Below are 22,296 nucleotides of genomic sequence, written 5' to 3'. Positions count from 1 at the left end.
CCCAGTCAGAGACTGGGAACGATACAAGTTTGTATTCGGAACTCGGAACATCAAAATTTTTAGGGTGGGCATCATTACTAGTCCTCGAATTACCCCACCCTAACCCTCCCCTTATAAAGGGGAGGGAACTAGATTTTTCTTTTTCCCCCCTTTCTAAGGGGGGATTAAGGGGGGTAATTCAACTTGTGTGTACACGGTAGGCTTTTAAGGGGGTCGCCACAAGCAAGGGGATCTTATCCAAACCATATTGGTACTCTACCCACTCTATTTAATTAAAAACTTACTTGGTTTGCGTCAATCTTCCCAACTTGCTTGACCGTACTTTGGTCATAAGCATTAGCACTCACCTGAATATTGTCTCCGGGTTTGTCAGTCGATGTTTGCCAAATCTTAGCTATTTCCTCTGCAAGTGCTGTATCCGCTTCTAAAATCTTCTTGAGTTGCACCCGCAAACTTGCTTGTAAATCTTCATCCTCTGGCTTTTGTGCCACATCCGTTGCTGCTTCTTTCGCTGCTTCCTTCGCCTCTACCTTGGGATGTAACTTAGCCCAAATTGCTTTGGCTTTATTCCAAACATCCTCACCTACTTTTTTAGATGCCTCTTCTACAGCTTTATTACCCACATTTAACAAAAATGGCAGACAGGGAGCGAGAAATTTAACGAGTAGAGCTATATCCATTGGTTTATAATATCTATCTGAGAAATATACATACATTTTTACTAAGTATATTAACGCTTTTCCCGTATCACCTTGATTCTTTTACCTTGAGGCGAAATTTAGCCCAATCATCTCAATACTGCGTAAGTTTTGAAGATTTGTAGCGACTGTTTTAAAAGTCAAGCGTAGGCATAGCCCGCACCTGTGTACTTGAGGTGCGATAAAGTTTGGAGTACCTCAAAACGACTTTGAAGTACCTCAAAACGACTTTGAAGTACCTCAAAACGACTTTGAAGTACCTCAAAACGACTTTGAAGTACCTCAAAACGACTTTGGAGTACCTCAAAACGACTTTGAAGTACCTCAAAACGACTTTGAAGTACCTCAAAACGACTTTGGAGTACCTCAAAACGATTTTGAAGTACCTCAAAACGATTTTCAAAGTATTGCCACTCTTCTATGAATGTTTTTCTCTCAGATAAGAGGCAGAAATAACAAGAAACCTCTACATAAGTTTTATTTTTCTCCAAAGACAGCAAAACTTTTTTATGCAACAAGAGAAATTTGCTCATCCTATTGTTAAATTTTGTAAAATTGATGTCTTCAAGACTAGAAACCTGATAACCAGATAGCTAAACTAACAAACAGTGCATCTGTACTGTTATTTATTAAAAGTAGATGTGGCGCTATAGCGTGAATGATCCCAGTACAACTTATCCTCAAAAACTTTCTTAGTTACCGTGATGCAACTTTAGATTTTGGCGGTTTGCATACGGCTTGTATTTGTGGTTCCAATGGTGCGGGTAAATCTTCACTTTTGGAAGCAATCACTTGGGCAATTTGGGGTGAAAGCCGTGCCACTGTTGAAGATGATGTCATCTATTCTGGCGCCAAGGAAGTTCGAGTTGATTTTACTTTCCAAAGCAACCAGCAAAAATATCGGGTGATTCGTACCCGAATTCGGGGAGGTACTAGCGTTCTGGAATTTCAAATTGAAATACCAACTGGGTTTCGCTCACTCACTGGCAAAGGTGTAAGAGCAACCCAAGATTTGATTTTAGAACATATCAAGCTTGATTATGATACATTTATTAATTCTGCATACTTACGTCAAGGGCGTGCCGATGAATTCATGCTCAAGCGCCCCACGGAACGCAAAGAAATTTTAGCGGAGTTGTTGAAACTCAATCAGTATGATGATTTGGAAGAACGGGCAAAGGAATCTTCTCGTCAGTTCAAAGCACAGGCAGTAGAGTTAGAGCGTTCTTTGGAGTCGATCAAAATTCAGCTGCAACAACGCCAGACAACCGAAGCGCAAAGAGTGGAGTTAGAAGCCGAACTCAATCAACTGCAACAGGTGCAAGCCTTTGATAATATTCAATTACAAAGTTTGCAAGTTGTCCAGCACCAGCGCCAAAATTGGGAACAACAACTCAATTTTATTAAGCAGCAATACCAAAATCTTACCCAAGATTGCGATCGCCTCCAACAAGAACAATCAGCTATTGGCTCTCAGTTATCAGATTTAGAAAAAATATTACACCAAGAAGCTGAGATTAAAGCTGGATATGCTCAATATCAAAGTTTCCAATCTCAAGAAGAAGCCTTTGCTGCCAAATTTGAAGAATACACCCGCGCTGGGCAGACTCGCCAACAAAAGCAACAACAGCTTACCAAACAAATTCACGAAATCGAACGGCAACTGCAACAAGCCCAAGCCCAAATCGAAGCTTTGCAGCAACAAGAGCGAGAAATTCAGCAAACTCTGACTAAATCAGGTGAAGTAGAAGCTGCTTTGTCACAACTAACCGCAGCCCGTCACCATGTTGCTCGTTTAGATCAACTGCAAATGCAAGTTACTCCCTTGTTGCAACAACGAGCAACTTTACAAAGTCAACTCGATCGCACTCATGCTGGTTTATTAGCGCGACTCGAACAACTGCAAAGTACTGAGAATCAATTGCAACGCCAGCACCGCCGCCAACCGCAACTGCAACAAGCGGTGATGGATGTGGCAATCCAAATTGAGGAACTGGAGAAAAAGCGGGTTTATTTGCAACGAGTGCAAGAAAAAGGACAAGAAAGGCGGCACTTTATCGAACGTCTGCAAGCTCACCAACGGGATTATGAAAAACTGCTGGGAGAATTAGAGCAAAAATTGCAAATGCTCCAAAATCCTGAAGCACTTTGTCCATTATGTGAGCGTCCCCTGAATGAACATCACTGGAGTCGGGTGGTGGAAAAAACCCAGAGTGAGATAGAAGATACTCAAGGGCAGTTTTGGGTAGTTCGGGAACAAATGGCTGTGTCTGATAGAGAAATTCAGGTATTGAGGCAAGAATATCGAGAAATTTCTCAACAATTGGCGAGTTACGATGGTTTACGTGAACAACGGGGACAGTTGGCAGCACAGTTAGAAGCTACAACTGATGTCCAACAACAGTTACAACAAATTGCTGCTGAAAAACAACATTTAGAGCGATCGCTCCAAGCTGGTGATTACGCTCCTGATAAACAAGCCGAACTTCGGCAAATAGACCAATATCTGCAACAAGTTAATTATAATGAACAAGACCACGCCCTCGCCCGGAGTGAAGTTGAACGGTGGCGATGGGCAGACATTAAACTCCAGCAAATAAAAGATGCAAATAAGCGACAAGCGCAACTATTAGCCCGAAAACCAGAACTGCAAACCACAATTGCTCAATTACAAGCCAGAATCCAGCAAGATCAGATTGATTCTGAATGTGCTAAACAAATCGCGGCTCTTGAGCGTCACATTACCGAAATTGGCTACAGTTCCGAGCAGCACAACAATCTGCGTCTAGCTGTGCGCCAAGCTCAATCTTGGCATTTGCGGTATCAACAACTGCTATCAGCCCAGCAGCAGTATCCCCAACTCCAGACGAGATTGCAAGAGTTAGAAGACTCCAGAAGCGCCAGAGTAACGGAGCGGCAAAAACTCGGTGGGCAAATCGAAAGCATTATCCAGCAATTACAAGCAACAGCTAACCCATCTGCCCAAATTCAAGCTTTAGAGCAGCAGTTAGCAATCCGCAGACGGCAACTCGATGAGCAAATTGCCAAGTTGGGGCGTTTAGAACAACTGGCGCATCAATTAGAAACGTTGCAAATTCAGTATGAAGAACAGCAGCAGCAACTACAAGCTTGCAAGCAAGAATATCGTGTTTATCAGGAATTAGCGCAAGCTTTTGGTAAAAATGGCATCCAAACACTGATGATTGAGAATGTGTTACCGCAGCTTGAAGCTGAGACAAATCAACTACTTTCGCGGCTGAGTGGTAATCAGTTTCATGTACAATTTATTACTCAAAAAGCTGGGCGCAGTGCTAAATCAACTAAGAAAAATGCCAAGCTGATAGATACTTTGGATATTTTAATCGCTGATTCTAGAGGAACGCGAGCTTATGAAACTTACTCTGGTGGGGAAGCCTTTAGAATTAACTTTGCCATCCGTTTGGCTTTGGCGAAATTATTAGCGCAACGGGCGGGGGCGGCGTTGCAATTGTTGATTGTGGATGAAGGTTTTGGTACACAGGATGCCGAAGGATGCGATCGCTTGATTGCAGCGATTAATGCGATCGCCTCTGATTTCGCCTGCATCCTCACTGTTACCCATATGCCCCACCTCAAAGAAGCTTTCCAAGCCAGGATTGAAGTGAATAAAACTCAAGAAGGTTCGCAGTTGAGTTTGTCAATTTAATTGTATTTTACCCGTGCATCAAGACCTAATGAGCGAAGCTTTTTTGTTAGTGTCTCTGCCTGGGTGCGATCGCTAAATGCCCCAGCATTCACATAATCCCCTAGATGTGATTGTTCAGCGACAGCACTGGGTATATATTGTTGCACTTTACTCAGAGTATCATTATTGGAAATTGGCACTATTACTCTGTAAGGATTATTAGCAACTAATGTGTTGCCATTAGTCCCAGGTACTACATAGCCATTAGTAGGAGGTAATGCATAGGGATTAGTCTGAGGTACTAAATAGTCATTAGTAGGAGGTAATACATAGCCATTAGTCTCAGCTAATACATAACCATTACTCTCAGCATTGCCCACAGTTGAGCTATTCAACCCTAATGCTTGCCAAGTTTGCCAATCTACATTTCCAGTAGAATTTAGTCGAGAAGATTGCTGAAATGCAATCACAGATTGTCTGGTGTAATCGTTGAAAAAGCCATCAGGATTGGTATTAGAGAAGCCCAATTGCCCCAAACGCTCTTGAACTAATCTCACATTCTCTCCGCGATCGCCTACAGTTAGATAACTTCTACCTGGTTGTTGAGTAGTATATCCACCTGTCGAGGTTCTACGCACTGACTCCAAGACTTGGGCATTGACAATACCATTAACAGGTAGGCGATTATTTCGCTGGTATTGAATGACAGCTTTTCTAGTAATTGGGCCAGTATTCCCAGTAGGATTAGTCTTAAAATAACCTAGCTGCTGCAAACGCACTTGTAGTTCTCTAACTTGTTGAGTAGAGAGACTTGATCTGGCTGGAGTCGGAGAGTAACCCAGTAGTGTGTTCCAAGTTTGTCGATTTACAATCCCGTTAGCAGCTATGCGATAATTTCGCTGGAATCTAGTTACAGCATCTCTGGTCCGTGGGCCAAAATTCCCATTGGGCTTAGCATTCAAATAGCCTAACTGTCGTAGACGCTGTTGCAACCTTGTCACGGCTGCCCCAGTTTTGCCTTGAGAGAGAACAGGATATTGACCACTTGGCGAGCGCAATGTGCCACTGGTATCCCTCCTAGAAATCTTACATGCTCGTTGTAAGGCTCGTTGAGTATTAGTACCCACAACCCCATCAGCAGGTATTCTATTGGCTCGCTGGAATTTGATCACAGCATTCTGAGTCAAGCCAGCAAACTTACCTGTCACCGGGCCGTTAAAGTAGCCTAACTTTTTTAAACACCTCTGGCTATTGGTAACTTCAGGCCGATTACTTCCTATTTTCTGAAGTGCTAAAGCTTGCCCAGCTATACTCGGAAGCCCCATAATCAGTGCCACAGACAAAACACGTATCACCGCACCGCTAGATAAATTTTTCCAATTCAAAAATTTGAAATTCGCTACGGTAGGAACAACCTTGATGCTTTCGGATGCCTCATAGACTGAGGCAAGCTTGGTTAAATAGCTATTTACCCCTGTTTTCACTTGCTTTTTTCAAGTTATGGCTACACGGGATTATACCACTTTATCTGTATTATATTTTTTTTAGTATGATTCTTTACAAAGAATTCCCCACGCTGATCTGATACACAAGTTTCTGTAGGGGGAATAATAAGCAATGTAAAGCTTTGGAGGCTTGTTTTCTATTTGCTTGACAAAATCTTTGCTATACCCACTTTGGTTTAGAGCATGAGCAACGCAGACAAGTAGTAGGTCTAGTCTTCCATTGAATTGCGGATAATATTCAACCTAATGCTCTACGGAATCTACGATATTCGTTTAACTTTATTCTCCGTTGCCATTGCCATACTTACGGCATACACCACACTCGATCTAGCTATAAGAGTTACAGACGCTAAATCGCAGTCAAAGTGGTTGTGGCTGCTAGGGGGAGCGATGTCTACGACGGGCTACGCCTACGCTATGGGAATCGGCATTTGGGCAATGCATTTTATTGCGATGCTGGCGTTCAGTCTGCCGATTCCGATTGACTATGACTGGTTAACAGTTTTGATTTCGGTGCTACCTGCAATTTTCGCCTCTGGATTAGCCCTGTATTTAGTTAGCCAGCCAGAATTTGGTGTTTTGCGGTTGTTGAGTGGTAGCGTCCTGATGGGCACAGGGATTAGTGCAATGCACTACATCGGTATGGCTGCGATTCGTTTACCAGTCAAAATGTCTTATGACTTGAATGTGGTTGCACTCTCGATTGCGGTCGCTATTCTCATCTCACTGGTTGCTCTCTGGCTGGGGTTTAACCTCAAAGCTAATAGTACAGTAACAGGACACATTTTGAGGATTTGCAGTGCAATTATTATGGGTGCTGCCATTCCCTCAATGCACTACACAGGGATGATGGCTACCCATTTTTCAGTCGTCGAATTGGTCGAGTTTTCAGCAGTTGATACCGCTGCAACTTATTGGATGGCTGCGATTATTGGCTTATTCACATTACTCCTTCTAGGATGGACACTGATCACATCTTTTTTTAACGAACAATTGAGTGTTCAACTAGTCAAAACAGCTGATCTTAAAGAAAACGAAGAACGTCTCAAACAAGCCCTACTAAACCAAGAAGCGCTGGCTACTCTAGCTGAGTCTCGGTCTGAAGAATTAGAGACAGCTATGTTGGCACTTCAGAAAACTCAATTGCAATTTCTTCAAGCAGAAAAAATGTCATCTTTGGGACAAATAGTAGCAGGAGTTGCTCATGAGATTAATAATCCTGCTAACTTCATTTATGGAAACCTTTTTCATACGAAAATTTATCTGGGCGAACTCTTAGAATTAATCAACACTTATCAGCAACATTATCCGCAACCAGAGCTTGCGGTTCAAGCGAAATTAGAGTCTATTGATTTACCATTTTTGCTAGAAGATTTACCTAAACTACTGAACTCAATGCAAGCCGGAGCCGAACGTATTAAGCATATTGTGGAATCACTGCGTAACTTCTCTCGTTTAGACGAGGCACAATTAAAAGCTGTGGACATCCACGAAGGACTTAATTCGACACTCCTCATTCTTCAGAACCGTATTATTTATGCGCCGAACAATCGACCAGAAATTATTGTAATTAAAGAATATGGTAATTTACCCTTAGTAAATTGCTATCCTGGACAGTTAAACCAAGTATTTTTCAACCTCCTTGCAAATGCTATTGATGTGTTAGAAGAAAAGCTGATTAACTTAAAACCAAAGTCTAGCTTTACACCTTTAATTCGGATTAAAACAACCGTTAATCAAGTCGGTTGGGTCAACATTCAAATTTTCGACAATGGATCTGGCATTAGTGAAGACGTACAAAATAAAATCTATGATCCCTTTTTCACAACTAAACCAGTTGGACAAGGAACTGGATTAGGATTATCAATTAGCTATCAGATTGTCGTTCAAAAACATGGTGGTAGGCTCAATTGTATTTCTGCCAAGGGGCAAGGAACTACTTTTCAAATTGAGCTTCCAATTGATACATTGATAGATACTTCCTGTTTTTTGGGAAAGCAATCTCAACTAATTCCAGATGAAGATATTGAGTAGATGCATCTTATTTTTAGTCTTGTTTTCCTGTTTGTGATAAATGTTGTGGTTATTCTATTGGCTCTGATTTTTTAAGCTATTGTTCATTAACTTTTTCAGTATTACCTGCTTTTACCCAACCTTCTTGTTCGCTACCTTCCAAACGGATCTTTTGCCAAGATTTATCTTGGTTTTCTTCCAAGATAATAATTTTTTGATTAAAAGCAACCCCACCAATCTTTTCAGCTTCTTGATTTGGTTGCGATCGCAAACTCAAGCCTTCAGCCCAATTAACACGCCCTCGGTAAGCTCCCGATGGCAATGGTTTTGGTGACGGGGTAGCTTTTGGTGATTCTGTGGGAGTGGAGGTTGGAGACGATTGAGCCTGATTTCCAGGTTTAAGGCTGGGTTTACCTCCTCCAGGCTCAGTTGCTTTTGGAGCTTGGGCTTTCACCGAGGGACTATCATTAGAAAAAACGGGTTTGGCAGGGGGTATGCCGGTGCGATTCACGAAATATAATCCAATTGCAACACCGCCACCTACTAGCACAGCGATCGCTAAGAAAAACCCAAGTAGAAATTTTGTTACGCTAGACAACATAGTTAAAACCCTGATTATTAAGAGTCAAGTGGCGTTCAAGGGAAGCCAGCCATGTGTGTATTTCCCCGTTGAGGAGCCACCCCTGTGGGGAGGTTTGCTCCATTGAGGGGAGTGGCGTTGAACTGGCTCTCAAGGGTTACGAGTAGAGAAGTAATGTAACCTATCCATACAAGAATCAATAGTCCATAATAATTGATCATTAACTATTGACTATGATCTTTTGACTAACTCATTATTGTAGCTACTGCTGAATGCGTTCACGTAGTGCGCCGGAGGCGTTCGCTCAAAGGACTGTGTTTAGATGCTAAACGCGCTCTCCCAGCAGCAGCCCATTCTTGGAGTTGCTGAATTTGCTCTACGGCAGTTCGCGCCAAGGGTATGATCTGACTTGCTGCTTCTAAAATGTCGTCAGTAGCAAAGTCGCGATTTTGGCTAAATCCAATATGCATCGCTTCAATTAAAGTTTGCTCAATCTCTGCCCCAGAAAAATCGGGCGTTTCGTATGCTAGCCTGTCCATGTCATAACTTTTTAAGTTATGGGGGCGCAATCGGGATAAATGAACATCATAAATTGCTTTTCTCTCTTCTTGGGTGGGCAAACCCACAAAGAAAATTTCATCAAATCGCCCTTTGCGGAGCATTTCCGGCGGTAGGGCTTGGATGTCGTTGGCGGTGGCGACGACAAAAACGGGTGAGGTTTTTTCGGCTAGCCAGGTAATAAAAGTGCCAAACACACGGCTGGTTGTTCCTGCATCACCTTTGCTACCAAGTCCGGCAAAGGCTTTATCTATTTCATCAATCCACAAAATACAGGGAGCTAGGGCTTCAGCTACTTGGATCATTTGCCGAGTCCGAGATTCTGATTCACCCACCAAACCACCAAATAACCTTCCCACATCCAGACGTAGCAAGGGTAAATGCCAGTGATGAGCGATCGCTTTTGCCGTTAACGATTTACCAGTTCCCTGAATACCTACCAACATTAAACCACGGGGGTGCGGTAATCCGTACTGTCGCGCCCGATCAGTAAATGAACCTCCCCGGCGGATCAGCCAGTCTTTTAAGTTATCCAATCCGCCAATATCAGAAATTTGCTCAGTGGCGGGGTAGAAGTCCAGGATTTGGGTTTGGCGGATAGTTTGGCGCTTTTCTTCCAAAACGAGATCCACGTCTTCTGGTTGCAATTCACCGTGGGTAGCGATCGCTTTTGCCAAAACCCGCCGAATCCGTTCCATTGAAAGTCCTTGACAAGAGCGCACCAAGTCATCTAGAACTTTGCCAGAAAGGGAGTTCCTAGTACTTTGTAGTAAGCGTTCCACCTCAGTTTTAATTTCTGGAGCGGCGGGTAAGGGAAACTCGATGACTGTCAGCACTTCGGTTAAATCGTCAGGAATGGCGATGCGCGGCGACAGTAGGACAATATTTTTTGGTTGCGACTTCAGGAGTCTGGACAGATTGCGGAGTTTGCGGGCGATCGCTACATCATCTAAAAAGCGATGATAGTCTCGTAGGATCAATACCGCAGGTGCGGAAGCTGGTAATTTTTCGATAAATTCCAAAGCTTGCAGGGGGTTACGTCGCCCAAACCCAACATCATTGGGGTTTCCCTGGTAGCCATCGACAAAATCCCAAGTATACACTGGGCGATTACCCTGTTTGGTTGCTTCTTCTCGGATAGCTGCTTCTACCCGTTCTTCCTCATAGGTGGGAATATAAATTAAAGGGTAGCGGGCGCGTAGCAGCAGTTTAAACTCTTCACGGAAGTTCATATCTAGCTGTGGTTATTAGTTCTTCTCTCATTGTTCAGGTTTGTATCACCTCTAACAACTAAAAAACCAACATCTACCAGTTTACGGCGGTTGCTAGTGCGATCGCTCTATGTGAGATATTCTTCAAGGGTGAGCATGATTAGATAATCAGTATAAAAATAACTACTGACTTTTATTTAAGGAATTTCCTAATTCTTCAGCCAGTTCAGACAAGAAATCAGGTTTATTTTCAACTAGCCATTTTGTAATCTTATAAAAGTGTGTAGTTTTTCTAAATTTTAATTTATTGTCATATAATTCTTGAAACATCCTTTCAAGTATATTTGCATCGTAAATCTTAGATAACAAATTATTATCTGAAACTTCTTCTCTTTTTATACATTCTATTATTAGCAATTTAACTTATTTTACCAAGTAAAACCGAAGAAACCCGGTCTCTTAGAGAAGCCGGGTTTCTATGGAAATGTCATAGATTAGCTTAGTAAACTATTACATAATTTATAAAACTTAAAGTGAACAAGTGATGCGCCGTAACGCGTCTTACTATCCTGGAAGTTGCTTTTTCAAAGCTTCTAAAGAAGCCCAACGGTGATCAACTGGAGTTTCAGGACTATCAGAACTATCAGCAGTAATTGCAGGAATACCTGGACAATTGCGATCGCATAACTGGCGCTGGGGTATTGCCAAGCACATCTGCTCATACAGCCATTCGTTGGGATAAAAATAACCATCGGGTGGTAGAGTTTCAAGCAAATCTTCCATAACCACTTCCCGCTCTAAGGGCAAGTCATTTGGCTGATTTGCAGTTTCGTCCAACCAGATAATTTCTTTCGTATCAAGCCTTAAACGTCGATTGTATTGCTGCAAACAGCGATTGCAGGTACAAGTAATAATTGTTTCTGCCTGACCGGATACTTCCAGGTAATTGCCATGATGCTGCACGCGCACATGACCGCGAACTGGTGTCAACGTTTCCAAACCAGGCAGAAATTCCTGAACCTGAACTTCCTCTGTCCGCTCCGATGCTCTAGTTAGCTGCGGAATATAAATTGCGTCCATAGGATTTGTGAGATATCCTCACGAAAATTAATGGTCATTATCAGCAATTATACTGATACTACATCTTTATTTTAGCTTTTAGGAACAAGAGAAATTTTGAAATTATATAGTTATGAGCTTTCAATTGACTCCTAACTCTGCCAATTTTAGATTTTGAATTTTGGATTGAAGGAAAAATCTAAAATCTAAAATCCAAAATTGAACAACTCCTAACCCCTAACTTCTTCCAACGAAGCTGGACGGACAACCAGATGACGATGCGGCTCTTTACCGCGACTGAAGGTTTCCAAATCTCCAAATTCCTTCAAGAAGGTATGGATTTGACGCCTTTCAGCAGAACTAAGGGATTTAATTTCCACTTCTCTACCAGAAAAGCGCACTTCATCGGCTGCTGCTTCTGCTAATGCGCGAATTTCGGCTTCTCTTTTCACCCGGTAGCCATTCAACTCAATGGTGTAAGAGGCTTGGTCTTCCGGGGGTTGACTCAGGTTTAAAACCGAATTTGCTAGATACTGAATCGCATCTAACACAGAACCATCGGCACCAATTAATACCTGGATTTGTTCTGTCGTCAAATTAGTTTGATCAATTGTCAACCAGTAGTTATCTAGTTCTGGGGAATCACCCTCTTGAGATTGGGTAGTTTCTAAATGACCCTGAATTTCAGCAGGTACTCCAGTGAGTTCCAGCAGGGTTTTTAACCACTGCTGACCTCGCTGCATCGGAATGTTGCTCATGATCCGCCTGTCGCCTTTTTCTTAGAACTTTTCGGTTCAAATGGCAATGCCTTTTGTTCGGTGACTGCTGCTTCCTTCTCCTGAGTTTCTACGATTTTTTGCAGTTCTTCTGATAGAGGTTCGCGGGAAAGAAGATAAGTTTGTGCGGTTTGGAAAATATTACCAATCACCATATACATCAGCACCCCGGCTGGTAGGGGAAAAAACAAAAACATCCCAGAAAAGATGACCGGGGTGATTTTGTTAACTGTATCCTGCTGCGGATTGCCACCGCTGGAATTTTGCCCAGAAAGCATTTGGCTAACATAAAGGCTGATTCCAAAGAAGACGATCATCCCAACAATATCCCAGTGGATTGTGCCATCTGGATCAGTTGCACCAACCCTGCCTAAAGCATCAATGAATAAAAAGCCTTTTTCTGCTGCTAGTCCAGGAATTGTTCCTTGAATGGTGACCTCTCCGGGCTGCAAGGCTTCTACATTCCCTTGTGTATCAATTTTTATCCGATCTTCACCTTTGGTGACTTTCCAATCAGGAATCAGCTTATTTTCTGGGTGTTCTGCTAAGAGTACCTGAAATGGTTTGCCCTGAATAGTCTGATATTGGATCTTAGTTTGTTCTCCCACCGTTAGTTTGTTACCGCTGGGAAGGATTGCAGCTACTTTAACGTGTTCCCCATCTGCTACGTAAATATTTTGAGCAGCAGTGGCAAAGGCTTGAGGTTGAATTTGTTCGATTTGTTCTGCGGGAAAGATTTGCAAGTTAACGCTGTAGTTCGCACTTGAAAAAGGCGAACCCCGTAAAGTGGCAAACAGCGCTAATAAGACCGGCATTTGCACTAGTAATGGAAAACAGCCTGCCAAGGGGTTGCCAAATTCTTTTTGGACATTGACCATTTCCTCCTGCTGCTTTTGGGGTTCATCCTTATAGCGCTCTTTGATTGCTGCCATCCGCTTCTGCATCAAAGGTTGTACAATCCGCATCTTTCGCATGTTGCGAATTGAGCCAGCACTCAGGGGATAGAGCGCGAAGCGGACTATCAATGTCAAAGCAACGATCGCTAATCCGTAGCTAGGCACAATACCATAGAAAAAATCTATGATTGGCAGCATCACGTTGTTCGAGAGAAAGCCGATACCAAAATCCATTATTCTGAATTCAACCTGAGGTACTGTAAACTGACTGAATCTAATTTATCTAAATCATCATTTGTCGGCGACTATCCTTGACTACGGATAGCCGCACATTTGAATGGGGCATGGGGATTGTGTATTGGTTCTTCTCTTTTATTTTTTCCTGCCTCACGGCAGTTGCTACAACGCGGGGAACCCGCGCAACGCACAGCCTCCCCTGCTTCCCCTAATCCCATCACTTATTGGCAGTGCTGCTATATTCAGGATTCTTCGCAGCTATTCTTTCATTGATATAGTCATAGACTTCCCGAAATTTCGGAATTGCACGCAATTCGAGACGACTCCCATTTCTTAGGGTTAGCACCATATCTCCCCATAAGCCAATGCCACGGGGGATTGTGACAACTTTGACAATTTCTGAGTAAATTATGTCAGTGCGATCGCGCCCCTGCCAACCTCCTGTCACGGTAATTCGGCGATCGGTGATGCGGAAACGCAGCCACAATGCCCTGACAATTGCCCCAACTGTTAATGGTATGCCAACGACAGTTAGCCCAATCAGCAGGTTGATAATCAAATCCCCAATATGGGGTCCACCTTCATAATAAATATCTTCACGAATTCCCATCGAACACCTCCGCTTGTGCCAACAACTGCTCTAATTCTTGCAGAAATTGTGGGCTTACGCACTTAGATTCTGCTGCTGTGGGTTTCACAATAAACACTAGCCGCCATCCTGGTGAGAGTTTGGGCAGCAAGTTATGCAAAGCAGCAGTAATTTGCCGTTTGATTCGGTTGCGAACTACCGCCCTTTTGCTGACTTTTGTGCTTATGGAAATGCCAATTCTCGTGCTGGCAAGATCTGCTGAGTCAGTTGCTTGTGTAGTCTGGGTGGCAATGTCCAAAGAAGGTTTTGTTAAACACAACGGCTTTAAGGCTCTCAATGTTAAATAAGAGCCATGACGCCGAATCCCTTCCCGGAAAACTGCCTGGAAATCCTTGCGGGATTTTAGCCGATTTGCTTTGGGCAAAGCCACAGATGCTCTTTTAGATTGATCTACTCTAAACGCTCAGACGGTGACGTCCCTTTTTTCTTCTGGCGCTAATCACGTTTCTGCCGTCTGGTGTCCGCATTCTGGCGCGAAAACCAGAGGTTCTTTTTCTCTTACGGCTAGTGCCGCCCAGTGTTCTTTTCATACTGTTCTCCTATTAGGTGATTTTTATAAAAAACTCACAATCTATAATTATACCACTTTATTAGAAAATTGGGAATTAGGCAATTCAATTTTGAATTGACGATAGCGTAGCGTAAAGCCATGCCGTTGGCGAACGCGGACAGCGTGTTGCAGATAAGCCCAAGGGACGCGAACGCCTGCCGTAGGATGCCTGGCTGTAGGGAGAAGAGAAGGCTTTACGCTACGCTATTGAGCGGATGATTAGATTAAATTTCAATTCTTTAATCCAAAATCTAAAATCTAAAATTCTTACTCGCCAGTCCCCATACTTAATTGATGCTCAAAATCCATGTTCCCATGTAACGTAGTAGTGGCACATCGCCAGGAGAGAGTACTTGACAGTTAAAATAGTAAACTCCGCCGAAGGATGGGTTTTTCACGTTAGATAAGACTACCTCAACTGCGCTACCTGCTGGCACCGGGTCTTGGGGAAAAATATTAATCAGCTTACCTTCTTTGTCCCACTTCACCTCAGAAAGGGGAACTGCTTTGCCTTTGACTCTGACTTCAATTTCTTTCTGGTCAAAAGTTCCTTTGTAATAATCAGGGTAGGTAATGGCAAATTGACCAACTGCCAATTTCATTCTTTTGGCTGGAATCCTCAATATGTAACGATCCCAACCATTAGCTTGTCCACCAAAATCTAACCGAAAGGGCAGTTGATTTTCGCTTTTGACGCCGCTAAACAGCGTAAATCCAGGTAAACTTTGCGCCCAAGTCAGGGCTGGAAATCCAGTCACTAAACAGCTAGTCACGGCTAAAGCGGAAAGTAAACGTCGCATAATTAGGCTTCCTCTACCAAAATATAAATCTGTTATCTAAATAACCGTGTGTTAGTATTCGTTACTAAAGTTTACTACTCACTTGCTCACAATTGACGTTCAGTAACAACAAAAAGTGCCATCCTCCCTGAGGTTTGGGTGGCAGAGAAACTACTTAGTTAAAAAACCAACATATAATTAATTTACTTGATTACCCTTACAGAGTGCTGATTTGATGACTAGGTTGGTCAAATTTTGAACTAGATAAAAACACAGTTGGGATTGGATTGTGTTTCTAAATATGTATAAGTGTATCTAAATTTGATAATTTTGTGATAAAAATTGAGGCGTGCCATCAGCGATCGCCAGTTAACTTGGGCTAAATTGATTAAAATAAGTTGGAATCAAAGTCGTAATCATTAAAATTTGATTTGGAAATTATAAAGCTTTCAAAATTGGGTCAATATTACTCTATAAGAAAGGAATACCAAAATTTCTCAATCCCGAAAATAAGCTGAAGATAAAGATGCAAAATTTGGGAATCAATCTAGGATGTGCAATACGTAACCCTGTTTGCAACTATCTGAAAATATGACATCTGCGAGCGGCAAAGTCAGGCTTTGCCTGGACAGCTAAGAGCGGGAGAGGAAAGTTTCAAGGTTCAATCTACAAGTAAAAGTCATAGCTGATGTTCCTGCCTAAGTACCATAGAGTGCGGGATATCCCTCATCTAGACAATCGTTTACTTGGCAAAGATTAGGTATTTATCTTCAGGAGATTTCATGAGAATAGCAGTTGCTAAAGAAATTGAAGTTTGTGAACGTCGTGTGGCATTAATTCCTGACACCGTTGCTCGATTGGTAAAACAAGGTTTGGAAGTGTGGGTAGAAGCGGGTGCAGGAGAACGAGCCTTTTTCAACGATACTGACTATGAAGCAGCAGGAGCCACAATAATCAGCGATACTGCCAAATTATGGGGCGAAACAGATATTCTGCTGAAAGTCAGCCCACCGCAAGAGCGAGAAGATGGACGCTCAGAAATTGACTTGTTAAAAGAAGGGGCTGTATTAGTCAGTTTCCTCAATCCTTTGGGAAATCCTGTTGTAGCACAGCAACTAGCAAATCGGAAAGTCACAGCCTTGAGTATGGAAATGATTCCCCGTACTACCAGGGCGCAAAGTATGGATGCTTTGTCCTCGCAAGCTTCATTAGCAGGTTATAAGGCAGTATTAATTGCCGCAGCTGCATTACCGAAATATTTCCCGATGTTAACCACAGCCGCAGGTACGATCGCTCCAGCGAAAGTATTTATTATGGGCGCTGGTGTAGCCGGATTGCAAGCGATCGCCACCGCTAGACGTTTAGGAGCAGTGGTAGAAGCCTTTGATATTCGTCCCGCCGTCAAAGAAGAAGTGCAAAGCTTAGGGGCAAAATTCGTTGAAGTCAAATTAGATGAAGAAACCGTCGCCGCAGGTGGTTACGCCAAGGAAATTTCTGAGGCTAGTAAACAACGTACCCAAGAAGTTGTCGCCGAACACGTTAAAAATTCTGACGTTGTAATTACCACTGCCCAAGTACCTGGGAGACAAGCACCACGGCTGGTTACAGAAGAAATGGTGGCACAAATGAAACCAGGTTCAGTGATTGTGGATTTGGCTGCTGATCAGGGTGGTAACTGCGCCTGCACCGAACCCGGCAAAGATATTGTGTGGAACGGCGTGACAATTATCGGCCCCATAAATCTCCCGTCATCGATGCCAATTCACGCCAGCCAATTGTATGCCAAGAACGTAACATCGTTGATGCAACTGCTAATTAAAGACAAAGCTTTGCAGGTTGACTTTAGTGACGACATCGTTGATGCAGCTTGCGTTACCCACGCTGGTGAAATTCGCAATCAACGCGTGCGGGATGCACTACAAGCATCGAATACTCAACAACCAGCGGTTAATTAGGGACTGGGGATTAGGGACTAGGGACTAGTGACTGGGGAAAATAGATACTTAGCAATACTTTCTCAGTACCCAATACACCAATACCCAATCCCCAGTAACCAATCCCCAGTACCCAATCCCCATTCCTAAAAGGAGTTTTGATTTCATGACAGAGGCATTACTTGCTGCTTTGTTTGTATTTGTTTTGGCATCTTTTATCGGCTTTGAAGTCATCAACAAAATACCACCGACTCTACACACGCCCTTAATGTCAGGCTCAAACGCGATTTCTGGCATTTCGGTACTTGGGGCAATAGTAGCTTCAGGTGCTAGAGAAACAAGTGTCTCAGTGATTCTCGGTTTGATTGCTGTGGTATTGGCAACTGTCAACGTTATAGGTGGCTTTCTCGTCACAGACAGAATGCTGCAAATGTTCAAGAAGAAGGAGATTAAGGCGTGAGCGACTTTTTACCAACTGGCATTCAGCTGACATATTTAGTCGCTGCATCGTTATTCATTCTCGGCTTGAAAAAGCTGGGATCACCTGCTACAGCGAGGAACGGTAATCTCGTTGCCTCTGTGGGGATGCTGCTGGCGATCGCAGCAACAATGCTAGATCAGCATGTGTTGAACTACGAGATGATATTGTTGGGCTTGGCGATTGGATCAGGAATTGGGGCGATCGTAGCCTACAAAGTCCAAATGACCGAAATGCCCCAAATGGTGGGTTTACTCAACGGCTTGGGCGGTGCAGCTTCGGCTTTAGTAGCTGTTGCCGAATTTTGGCGGTTGTTAGATAGTTCTCAGCCAATACCCTTAGATGTCAACATTTCCATACTTTTGGACGTGTTAATCGGTGGTATTACCTTCACAGGTAGTTTTCTAGCCTTTGCCAAATTGCAAGGTTTAATCAGCGGTTCCCCGATTACATTTCCTTTCCAGCAACCATTTAATCTCTTGCTTCTGGCTGCTTATGTAGTGGGCAGTGTATATTTAATCATTACACCAGATAGCTTACCTATATTCTTGGGAGTGGTTGGCGTTTCATTGGTGTTGGGCGTGATGTTCGTTATCCCCATTGGTGGCGGCGATATGCCAGTGGTAATCTCGCTGTTGAACTCGTTGTCAGGTGTGGCGGCGGCGGCGGCGGGGTTCGTGGTGATGAACAATATGTTAATCATCGCTGGGGCTTTGGTGGGAGCATCTGGCTTAATCCTCACCGAAATTATGTGTAAGGCGATGAACCGCTCCTTATTTAGTGTGCTGTTCAGCGCTTTTGGTACAGGATCTACTTCTGGTGGTGGTGCTGCTAGTGGTGATGCGATCGATCAAACCGTCCGTAGTATCGATCCCGAAGAAGGGGCGATGATGTTGGGTTATGCCCGTTCTGTAGTAATTGTGCCTGGTTATGGTATGGCAGTTGCCCAAGCGCAACATAGCGTCCGGGAATTGTCAGATCAGCTAGAACGGATGGGCGTTGATGTCAAGTACGCTATTCACCCCGTTGCTGGGAGAATGCCGGGGCATATGAATGTGTTGCTGGCGGAGGCAAATGTGCCTTATACGCAGTTGTACGACATGGAAGATATTAATCCCCAGTTTGAGCAAGCGGATGTGGCTTTAGTAATTGGGGCAAATGATGTCGTAAATCCGGCGGCGCGGAGTGATACAAATAGCCCGATTTATGGTATGCCGATTTTGGAAGTAGATCGGGCGAAGCAGACGATTGTGATTAAGCGCGGGATGAGTACAGGTTTTGCCGGTGTAGATAATGAGTTGTTCTACAAGGATAAAACTACGATGCTTTTTGGTAGCGCTAAGGATATGGTGGCGAAGTTGGTTTCTGAAGTGAAGCAACTTTAACGAACCGCCAAGTCCCCAAGGGCGTGAAGTAAAGAAATAATTTAGAGAGTTAGCTTGCCTTGGGGGTGTGATGCTTCTGAGGCAAGTTTTTTTGTTGGGGAATTAGCCAACGCAAAGAAACCCGTAAAAACTGTGAGTGTTAATTGTTAATTTAAGCTTGAAATTGGGCAATTTATAAATATAAACGCAATATAGTTAGCGATAAATTTATGAATAGCCCTAACTCAGAACTAACTTTAGAATCTTTGGCATCACGGATTTCACACTTAGAACTGGAACAGGATCTCCGACGAAAAAATATTGCTTGGCTAAAACAGTATTTTGATGACTTTAAACAAGAATTTAACAATAGGACTGAATTACAGCAAATTGAAATTATACAACAAGATATCGCACAATTAAATGTACATTTCGCCGAATTACAAAAGTCCCTCAATCATCTGTCTAATATTAGTGAAGATTTGGATAATAGTGACGTATCAATTAACAAAGCGAATTTAGATGATACTGAAGTAGTAAATCAGTTTCTTGAAAGGGTTGAGCAGCAAGAAAGTCAAACGAATTTGGAAAACCCAATTACTAATCCTGGAAATGTTGATATTGCTGAAAGTGAGCAAGAAAATGAAATTGATGTAGTTGAGCAAGAGACAGAAAATAGCACTGTTCTCAATGATTTAGAATTTCAGATTGACAGAATAATGTGGTTAGTTAGCAAAATTTATGCAGCAGAGGAAGACAGCCCTAACTTCCCTATTGATGCAGAAGAATTTTGGAGACTGTATAATGCAGGACAAAAGGACTTTAACGGAATTAATCTGGCTGGAGTCAATTTGAGTGGAACATCGTTGTATAGCGAAGTCAATCTGAGCCAAGCCAACCTGAGTGGAGCTAATCTCAGTAGTGTGAAATGGCGATCACTCAATCTAAAAGGTGCAAAATTGACGGAAGCGCATCTATGTGGTTTAAATCTTAAGGACTCCGGAGGATACCTAAAAGAAGCAAATCTTGATGATACAGACCTAAGCAGAGCAAATTTACATGCTGTCAATCTACAACAGGCAACTTTAAAAAATGCCAATCTTACCAGAGCAAATCTAAAGTATACAGACTTTACTCAAGCCAACTTAAGCGGAGCAAATCTCAGTTACGTTGATTTATCCCAACAGACAAAGCTTGATGGAGCAAATTTAAGTAAAGCCTACCTCCGTAGAGCGAATTTGGAGAATGTTCAATTGTTAAGCGTAGACTTGAGTAATGCCGATTTAAGATATGCAAATTTATTGGGTGCGAATCTTGAAGAAGCAAATATTGAGGGATTAAATCTTCAACATAGCTATTATGACCTGAGAACTATATTCCCCAAAGGATTTGACCCGTCTAAAACTGGCGCTTATTTGATTATTTCTGGTGCATCACTACAGAATGCTGACTTGGCTGGTGCTAAGTTGAGTAATGTGAATTTAACTGGGGCAAATTTAGAAGGTGCAAACTTGAGTGAGGCAAATTTAGAAGGTACAAACTTGAGTGTAGCTAACTTGCAAGGAGCAATATTAGCTAAGGCAAACTTGACCAAAACAAAATTAATTCAAGCGAATATGATTGGAGTAAATTTAACACAGGCAAATCTTTCTACTGCTAACTTAACTGCTGCAAACCTGAATACTGCAAACTTGGTACTGGCAAACTTAGAAAATACGAATTTAAGTGCTGCTGAATTGAGTAAATCAAATTTGACACAAGCCAAATTGAAATACACAATTCTCATTGATGCTGACTTAAGTTGTGTGAATTTTATGGGTGCAATTTTTGAGTATGCAAAGCTTAATAATGCAAATTTGAGTGAAGCTAATCTTTGTGCAGCTGGACTAGCCGAAGAAAATTTAACTGAGGCAAATCTATCATCAGCAGATTTGAGGGGGGCTAATTTCAATAAAGCCAATTTAGAAAAAGCCAACCTTAAAGACGCAAATCTCAGTGGTGCAAATTTAAAAGATGCAAATCTCACAGGTGCTATTATGCCAGATGGTACAACTCACGATTAGACTTTGATGCATTTGATCAAAAGAGCGATCGCTAAATCTCACAGTGCGATCGCTCTCTTCTTCCTTTATTTTCTCTGAACCTCTGTGGTTCGTTAAAAAGAGCGATCGCACCTCCAAATTTCCATTAAGTGATTCTGAGTTGACAATCAGCAAGTTAGAAGATATTATACTAATTAGGCACAGCCTAGGGGTAGTCGTATGACTGCCGCATCACAAACCGCTAACAAGGCGGTTTTGTTGTTTTTATGGGTTGTCAAAGCAATAGTACTTAATTCCTAATGTATTAATCTGATTCTGTGTCAAGCGACAATCGACAAGTAGATTAGCATTCTTGAGGGACAAAAATGCTTGGTTGTCAGGATTGTCTTTGCTACGAACGATGGGATACAAACATAAATCAGCAATCTGCATAATTGCGTTTGCCTTCCTCTTACTGTCTATTCCACGTAGTGTGTTTGATAAATCTTCAGCAGATAAAGGTGAATATTTATCCGATCTATTAGTATCAAAAGGATGTCCTTTTGCTCTTAAATCATGAAAGTATTGCTTAAGTAAAGTATCTTCGTTTCTTCCTGCGGCTTCAAAATAAACCATTAGACTACCATTATTCATCCCAGCATACTTGGCACTACGTTCAATTACAATAGAGAATGCACTTCTCATCATCTCCCAGGTTTCCTCACCATACTTTTCAAGATAACGATTGAGATATCCTTGACGAGACACTATGCAGGCATGAACAATTATTGGACAACTAATAATAGTAAGTGTCAAGTCTTCCAAAAATCTATCTTGCTCTGGTTTTTGAAGCTTACCTAACCAAGCAAAGCCTTTTTTGCGAGATCGTATTTCATTACCATGCAAGGGTTGTTCTTGAGGAATAAACCAGCGACTTTTAAACTCTGATACTAATTGTTTAATTATTTGCTCATCGTTCCTTTTGATTAAAACGCCACCCATAGCAAAGAAGGGATATTGGTCTTTAGGGTCTGGCTTTGGACTTCCAGAATCATCAATGTATATAGCAAATTCACCTTCATCTATTTTATCCCTTGGCAGAATATTTTATTTAAATAAATTAAATTTTCTCTTAGCATTACATATTTATGTTACTAAATTATAAAAAAGCAATCGCCTCTTCTATTCTTCCTTGGCGTTCTTGGCGTCTTGGCGGTTCGTTAAAAAAGGCGATCGCCTGCAAAACTCCACCGTGCGATCGCCTGCAAAATCTCCTGCGATCGCATTAATCTTTCAGTTGAAAACAGAGCCGTATTCGTTCGTC

Annotated in this window: 20 protein-coding genes; 7 read left to right on the top strand and 13 right to left on the bottom strand. The window is 42.4% G+C overall.

Annotated features, from left to right (window positions below):
* Nucleotides 1-272: 272 nt before the first annotated feature.
* Entirely contained in the window at nucleotides 273-680 is a 408-nt protein-coding gene (locus V7K35_RS01805; protein ID WP_335075878.1) for a hypothetical protein, read from the bottom strand.
* A 158-nt stretch (nucleotides 681-838) separates the two neighbouring features.
* Nucleotides 839-1,231 carry a hypothetical protein gene (locus tag V7K35_RS01800; RefSeq protein ID WP_335075876.1) on the bottom strand — a complete coding sequence of 131 codons (393 nt, stop codon included), beginning with the start codon at nucleotides 1,229-1,231 and terminating at the stop codon, nucleotides 839-841.
* 125 nt (nucleotides 1,232-1,356) lie between these two features.
* On the opposite strand from V7K35_RS01800, the gene V7K35_RS01795 reads away from it, so the two are divergent.
* Complete coding sequence (locus V7K35_RS01795) at nucleotides 1,357-4,383, top strand: SMC family ATPase (protein WP_335075873.1); 3,027 nt, start codon at nucleotides 1,357-1,359, stop codon at nucleotides 4,381-4,383.
* Here the strand turns inward: V7K35_RS01795 and V7K35_RS01790 are convergent.
* Entirely contained in the window at nucleotides 4,380-5,846 is a 1,467-nt protein-coding gene (locus V7K35_RS01790; protein ID WP_335075871.1) for a peptidoglycan-binding domain-containing protein, read from the bottom strand. The two genes, V7K35_RS01795 and V7K35_RS01790, sit on opposite strands and share 4 nt — an antisense overlap.
* Before the next feature lie 267 nt (nucleotides 5,847-6,113).
* Between V7K35_RS01790 and V7K35_RS01785 the strand changes: the two genes are divergently transcribed.
* Nucleotides 6,114-7,901, top strand: a complete 1,788-nt coding sequence (locus V7K35_RS01785) for an MHYT domain-containing protein (protein ID WP_335075869.1) — start codon at nucleotides 6,114-6,116, stop codon at nucleotides 7,899-7,901.
* 76 nt (nucleotides 7,902-7,977) lie between these two features.
* Here the strand turns inward: V7K35_RS01785 and V7K35_RS01780 are convergent, their stop codons facing one another.
* The 9 genes from V7K35_RS01780 to V7K35_RS01740 form a co-directional block, all read right to left on the bottom strand.
* Nucleotides 7,978-8,481: an SH3 domain-containing protein gene (locus V7K35_RS01780; RefSeq protein WP_335075867.1), complete on the bottom strand. Its 504-nt coding sequence runs from the start codon at nucleotides 8,479-8,481 to the stop codon at nucleotides 7,978-7,980.
* A 257-nt stretch (nucleotides 8,482-8,738) separates the two neighbouring features.
* Nucleotides 8,739-10,250, bottom strand: coding sequence for an AAA family ATPase (locus tag V7K35_RS01775; protein WP_335075865.1), 1,512 nt, complete (start codon nucleotides 10,248-10,250; stop codon nucleotides 8,739-8,741).
* 543 nt (nucleotides 10,251-10,793) lie between these two features.
* The gene (locus V7K35_RS01770) at nucleotides 10,794-11,309 is read right to left on the bottom strand and encodes a YceD family protein (RefSeq protein ID WP_335075863.1); all 516 of its coding nucleotides are present in this window, start codon (nucleotides 11,307-11,309) and stop codon (nucleotides 10,794-10,796) included.
* Nucleotides 11,310-11,518: 209 nt separating this feature from the next.
* Nucleotides 11,519-12,046: a Jag family protein gene (locus V7K35_RS01765; RefSeq protein WP_335075862.1), complete on the bottom strand. Its 528-nt coding sequence runs from the start codon at nucleotides 12,044-12,046 to the stop codon at nucleotides 11,519-11,521.
* On the bottom strand, nucleotides 12,043-13,194 hold the full coding sequence (gene yidC / locus V7K35_RS01760) for a membrane protein insertase YidC (protein WP_298909319.1): 1,152 nt from the start codon (nucleotides 13,192-13,194) through the stop codon (nucleotides 12,043-12,045). The genes V7K35_RS01765 and yidC overlap by 4 nt, the downstream gene beginning before the upstream one ends.
* Nucleotides 13,195-13,414: 220 nt before the next feature.
* Nucleotides 13,415-13,807, bottom strand: a complete 393-nt coding sequence (locus V7K35_RS01755; RefSeq protein ID WP_334797543.1) for a PH domain-containing protein — start codon at nucleotides 13,805-13,807, stop codon at nucleotides 13,415-13,417.
* Nucleotides 13,794-14,216, bottom strand: a complete 423-nt coding sequence (gene rnpA, locus V7K35_RS01750; protein ID WP_335075860.1) for a ribonuclease P protein component — start codon at nucleotides 14,214-14,216, stop codon at nucleotides 13,794-13,796. Before rnpA ends, V7K35_RS01755 begins: the two co-directional genes overlap by 14 nt.
* 25 nt (nucleotides 14,217-14,241) lie before the next feature.
* Nucleotides 14,242-14,376 carry a 50S ribosomal protein L34 gene (rpmH, locus tag V7K35_RS01745; RefSeq protein WP_099102484.1) on the bottom strand — a complete coding sequence of 45 codons (135 nt, stop codon included), beginning with the start codon at nucleotides 14,374-14,376 and terminating at the stop codon, nucleotides 14,242-14,244.
* Between the two features lie 307 nt (nucleotides 14,377-14,683).
* A complete protein-coding gene (locus tag V7K35_RS01740) occupies nucleotides 14,684-15,196 on the bottom strand; it encodes a DUF2808 domain-containing protein (protein ID WP_335075857.1) in 513 nt (170 codons plus the stop codon).
* 761 nt (nucleotides 15,197-15,957) lie between these two features.
* Between V7K35_RS01740 and V7K35_RS01735 the strand changes: the two genes are divergently transcribed.
* From V7K35_RS01735 to V7K35_RS01720, 4 genes are all read left to right on the top strand, one after another.
* Entirely contained in the window at nucleotides 15,958-17,130 is a 1,173-nt protein-coding gene (locus tag V7K35_RS01735) for a Re/Si-specific NAD(P)(+) transhydrogenase subunit alpha (RefSeq protein WP_334797539.1), read from the top strand.
* A gap of 145 nt (nucleotides 17,131-17,275) precedes the next feature.
* A complete protein-coding gene (locus V7K35_RS01730) occupies nucleotides 17,276-17,569 on the top strand; it encodes an NAD(P) transhydrogenase subunit alpha (protein ID WP_273766159.1) in 294 nt (97 codons plus the stop codon).
* Nucleotides 17,566-18,972, top strand: a complete 1,407-nt coding sequence (locus V7K35_RS01725; RefSeq protein ID WP_335075855.1) for an NAD(P)(+) transhydrogenase (Re/Si-specific) subunit beta — start codon at nucleotides 17,566-17,568, stop codon at nucleotides 18,970-18,972. The genes V7K35_RS01730 and V7K35_RS01725 overlap by 4 nt, the downstream gene beginning before the upstream one ends.
* Before the next feature lie 209 nt (nucleotides 18,973-19,181).
* Nucleotides 19,182-21,014, top strand: coding sequence for a pentapeptide repeat-containing protein (locus tag V7K35_RS01720; RefSeq protein ID WP_335075853.1), 1,833 nt, complete (start codon nucleotides 19,182-19,184; stop codon nucleotides 21,012-21,014).
* A 243-nt stretch (nucleotides 21,015-21,257) separates the two neighbouring features.
* Here V7K35_RS01720 and V7K35_RS01715 read toward each other — a convergent pair whose 3' ends face one another.
* On the bottom strand, nucleotides 21,258-22,031 hold the full coding sequence (locus tag V7K35_RS01715) for a DUF3800 domain-containing protein (RefSeq protein WP_335076187.1): 774 nt from the start codon (nucleotides 22,029-22,031) through the stop codon (nucleotides 21,258-21,260).
* A gap of 89 nt (nucleotides 22,032-22,120) precedes the next feature.
* Here V7K35_RS01715 and V7K35_RS01710 point away from each other — a divergent pair, with 89 nt between their 5' ends.
* The gene (locus tag V7K35_RS01710; RefSeq protein ID WP_335075851.1) at nucleotides 22,121-22,261 is read left to right on the top strand and encodes a hypothetical protein; all 141 of its coding nucleotides are present in this window, start codon (nucleotides 22,121-22,123) and stop codon (nucleotides 22,259-22,261) included.
* Nucleotides 22,262-22,296: the final 35 nt, after the last annotated feature.

This window comes from Nostoc sp., assembly GCF_036917275.1.
Lineage (GTDB): Bacteria > Cyanobacteriota > Cyanobacteriia > Cyanobacteriales > Nostocaceae > Nostoc.
Note: the sequence above shows the minus strand (reverse complement) of the source record. Positions and strands in the feature narration are given on the sequence as shown.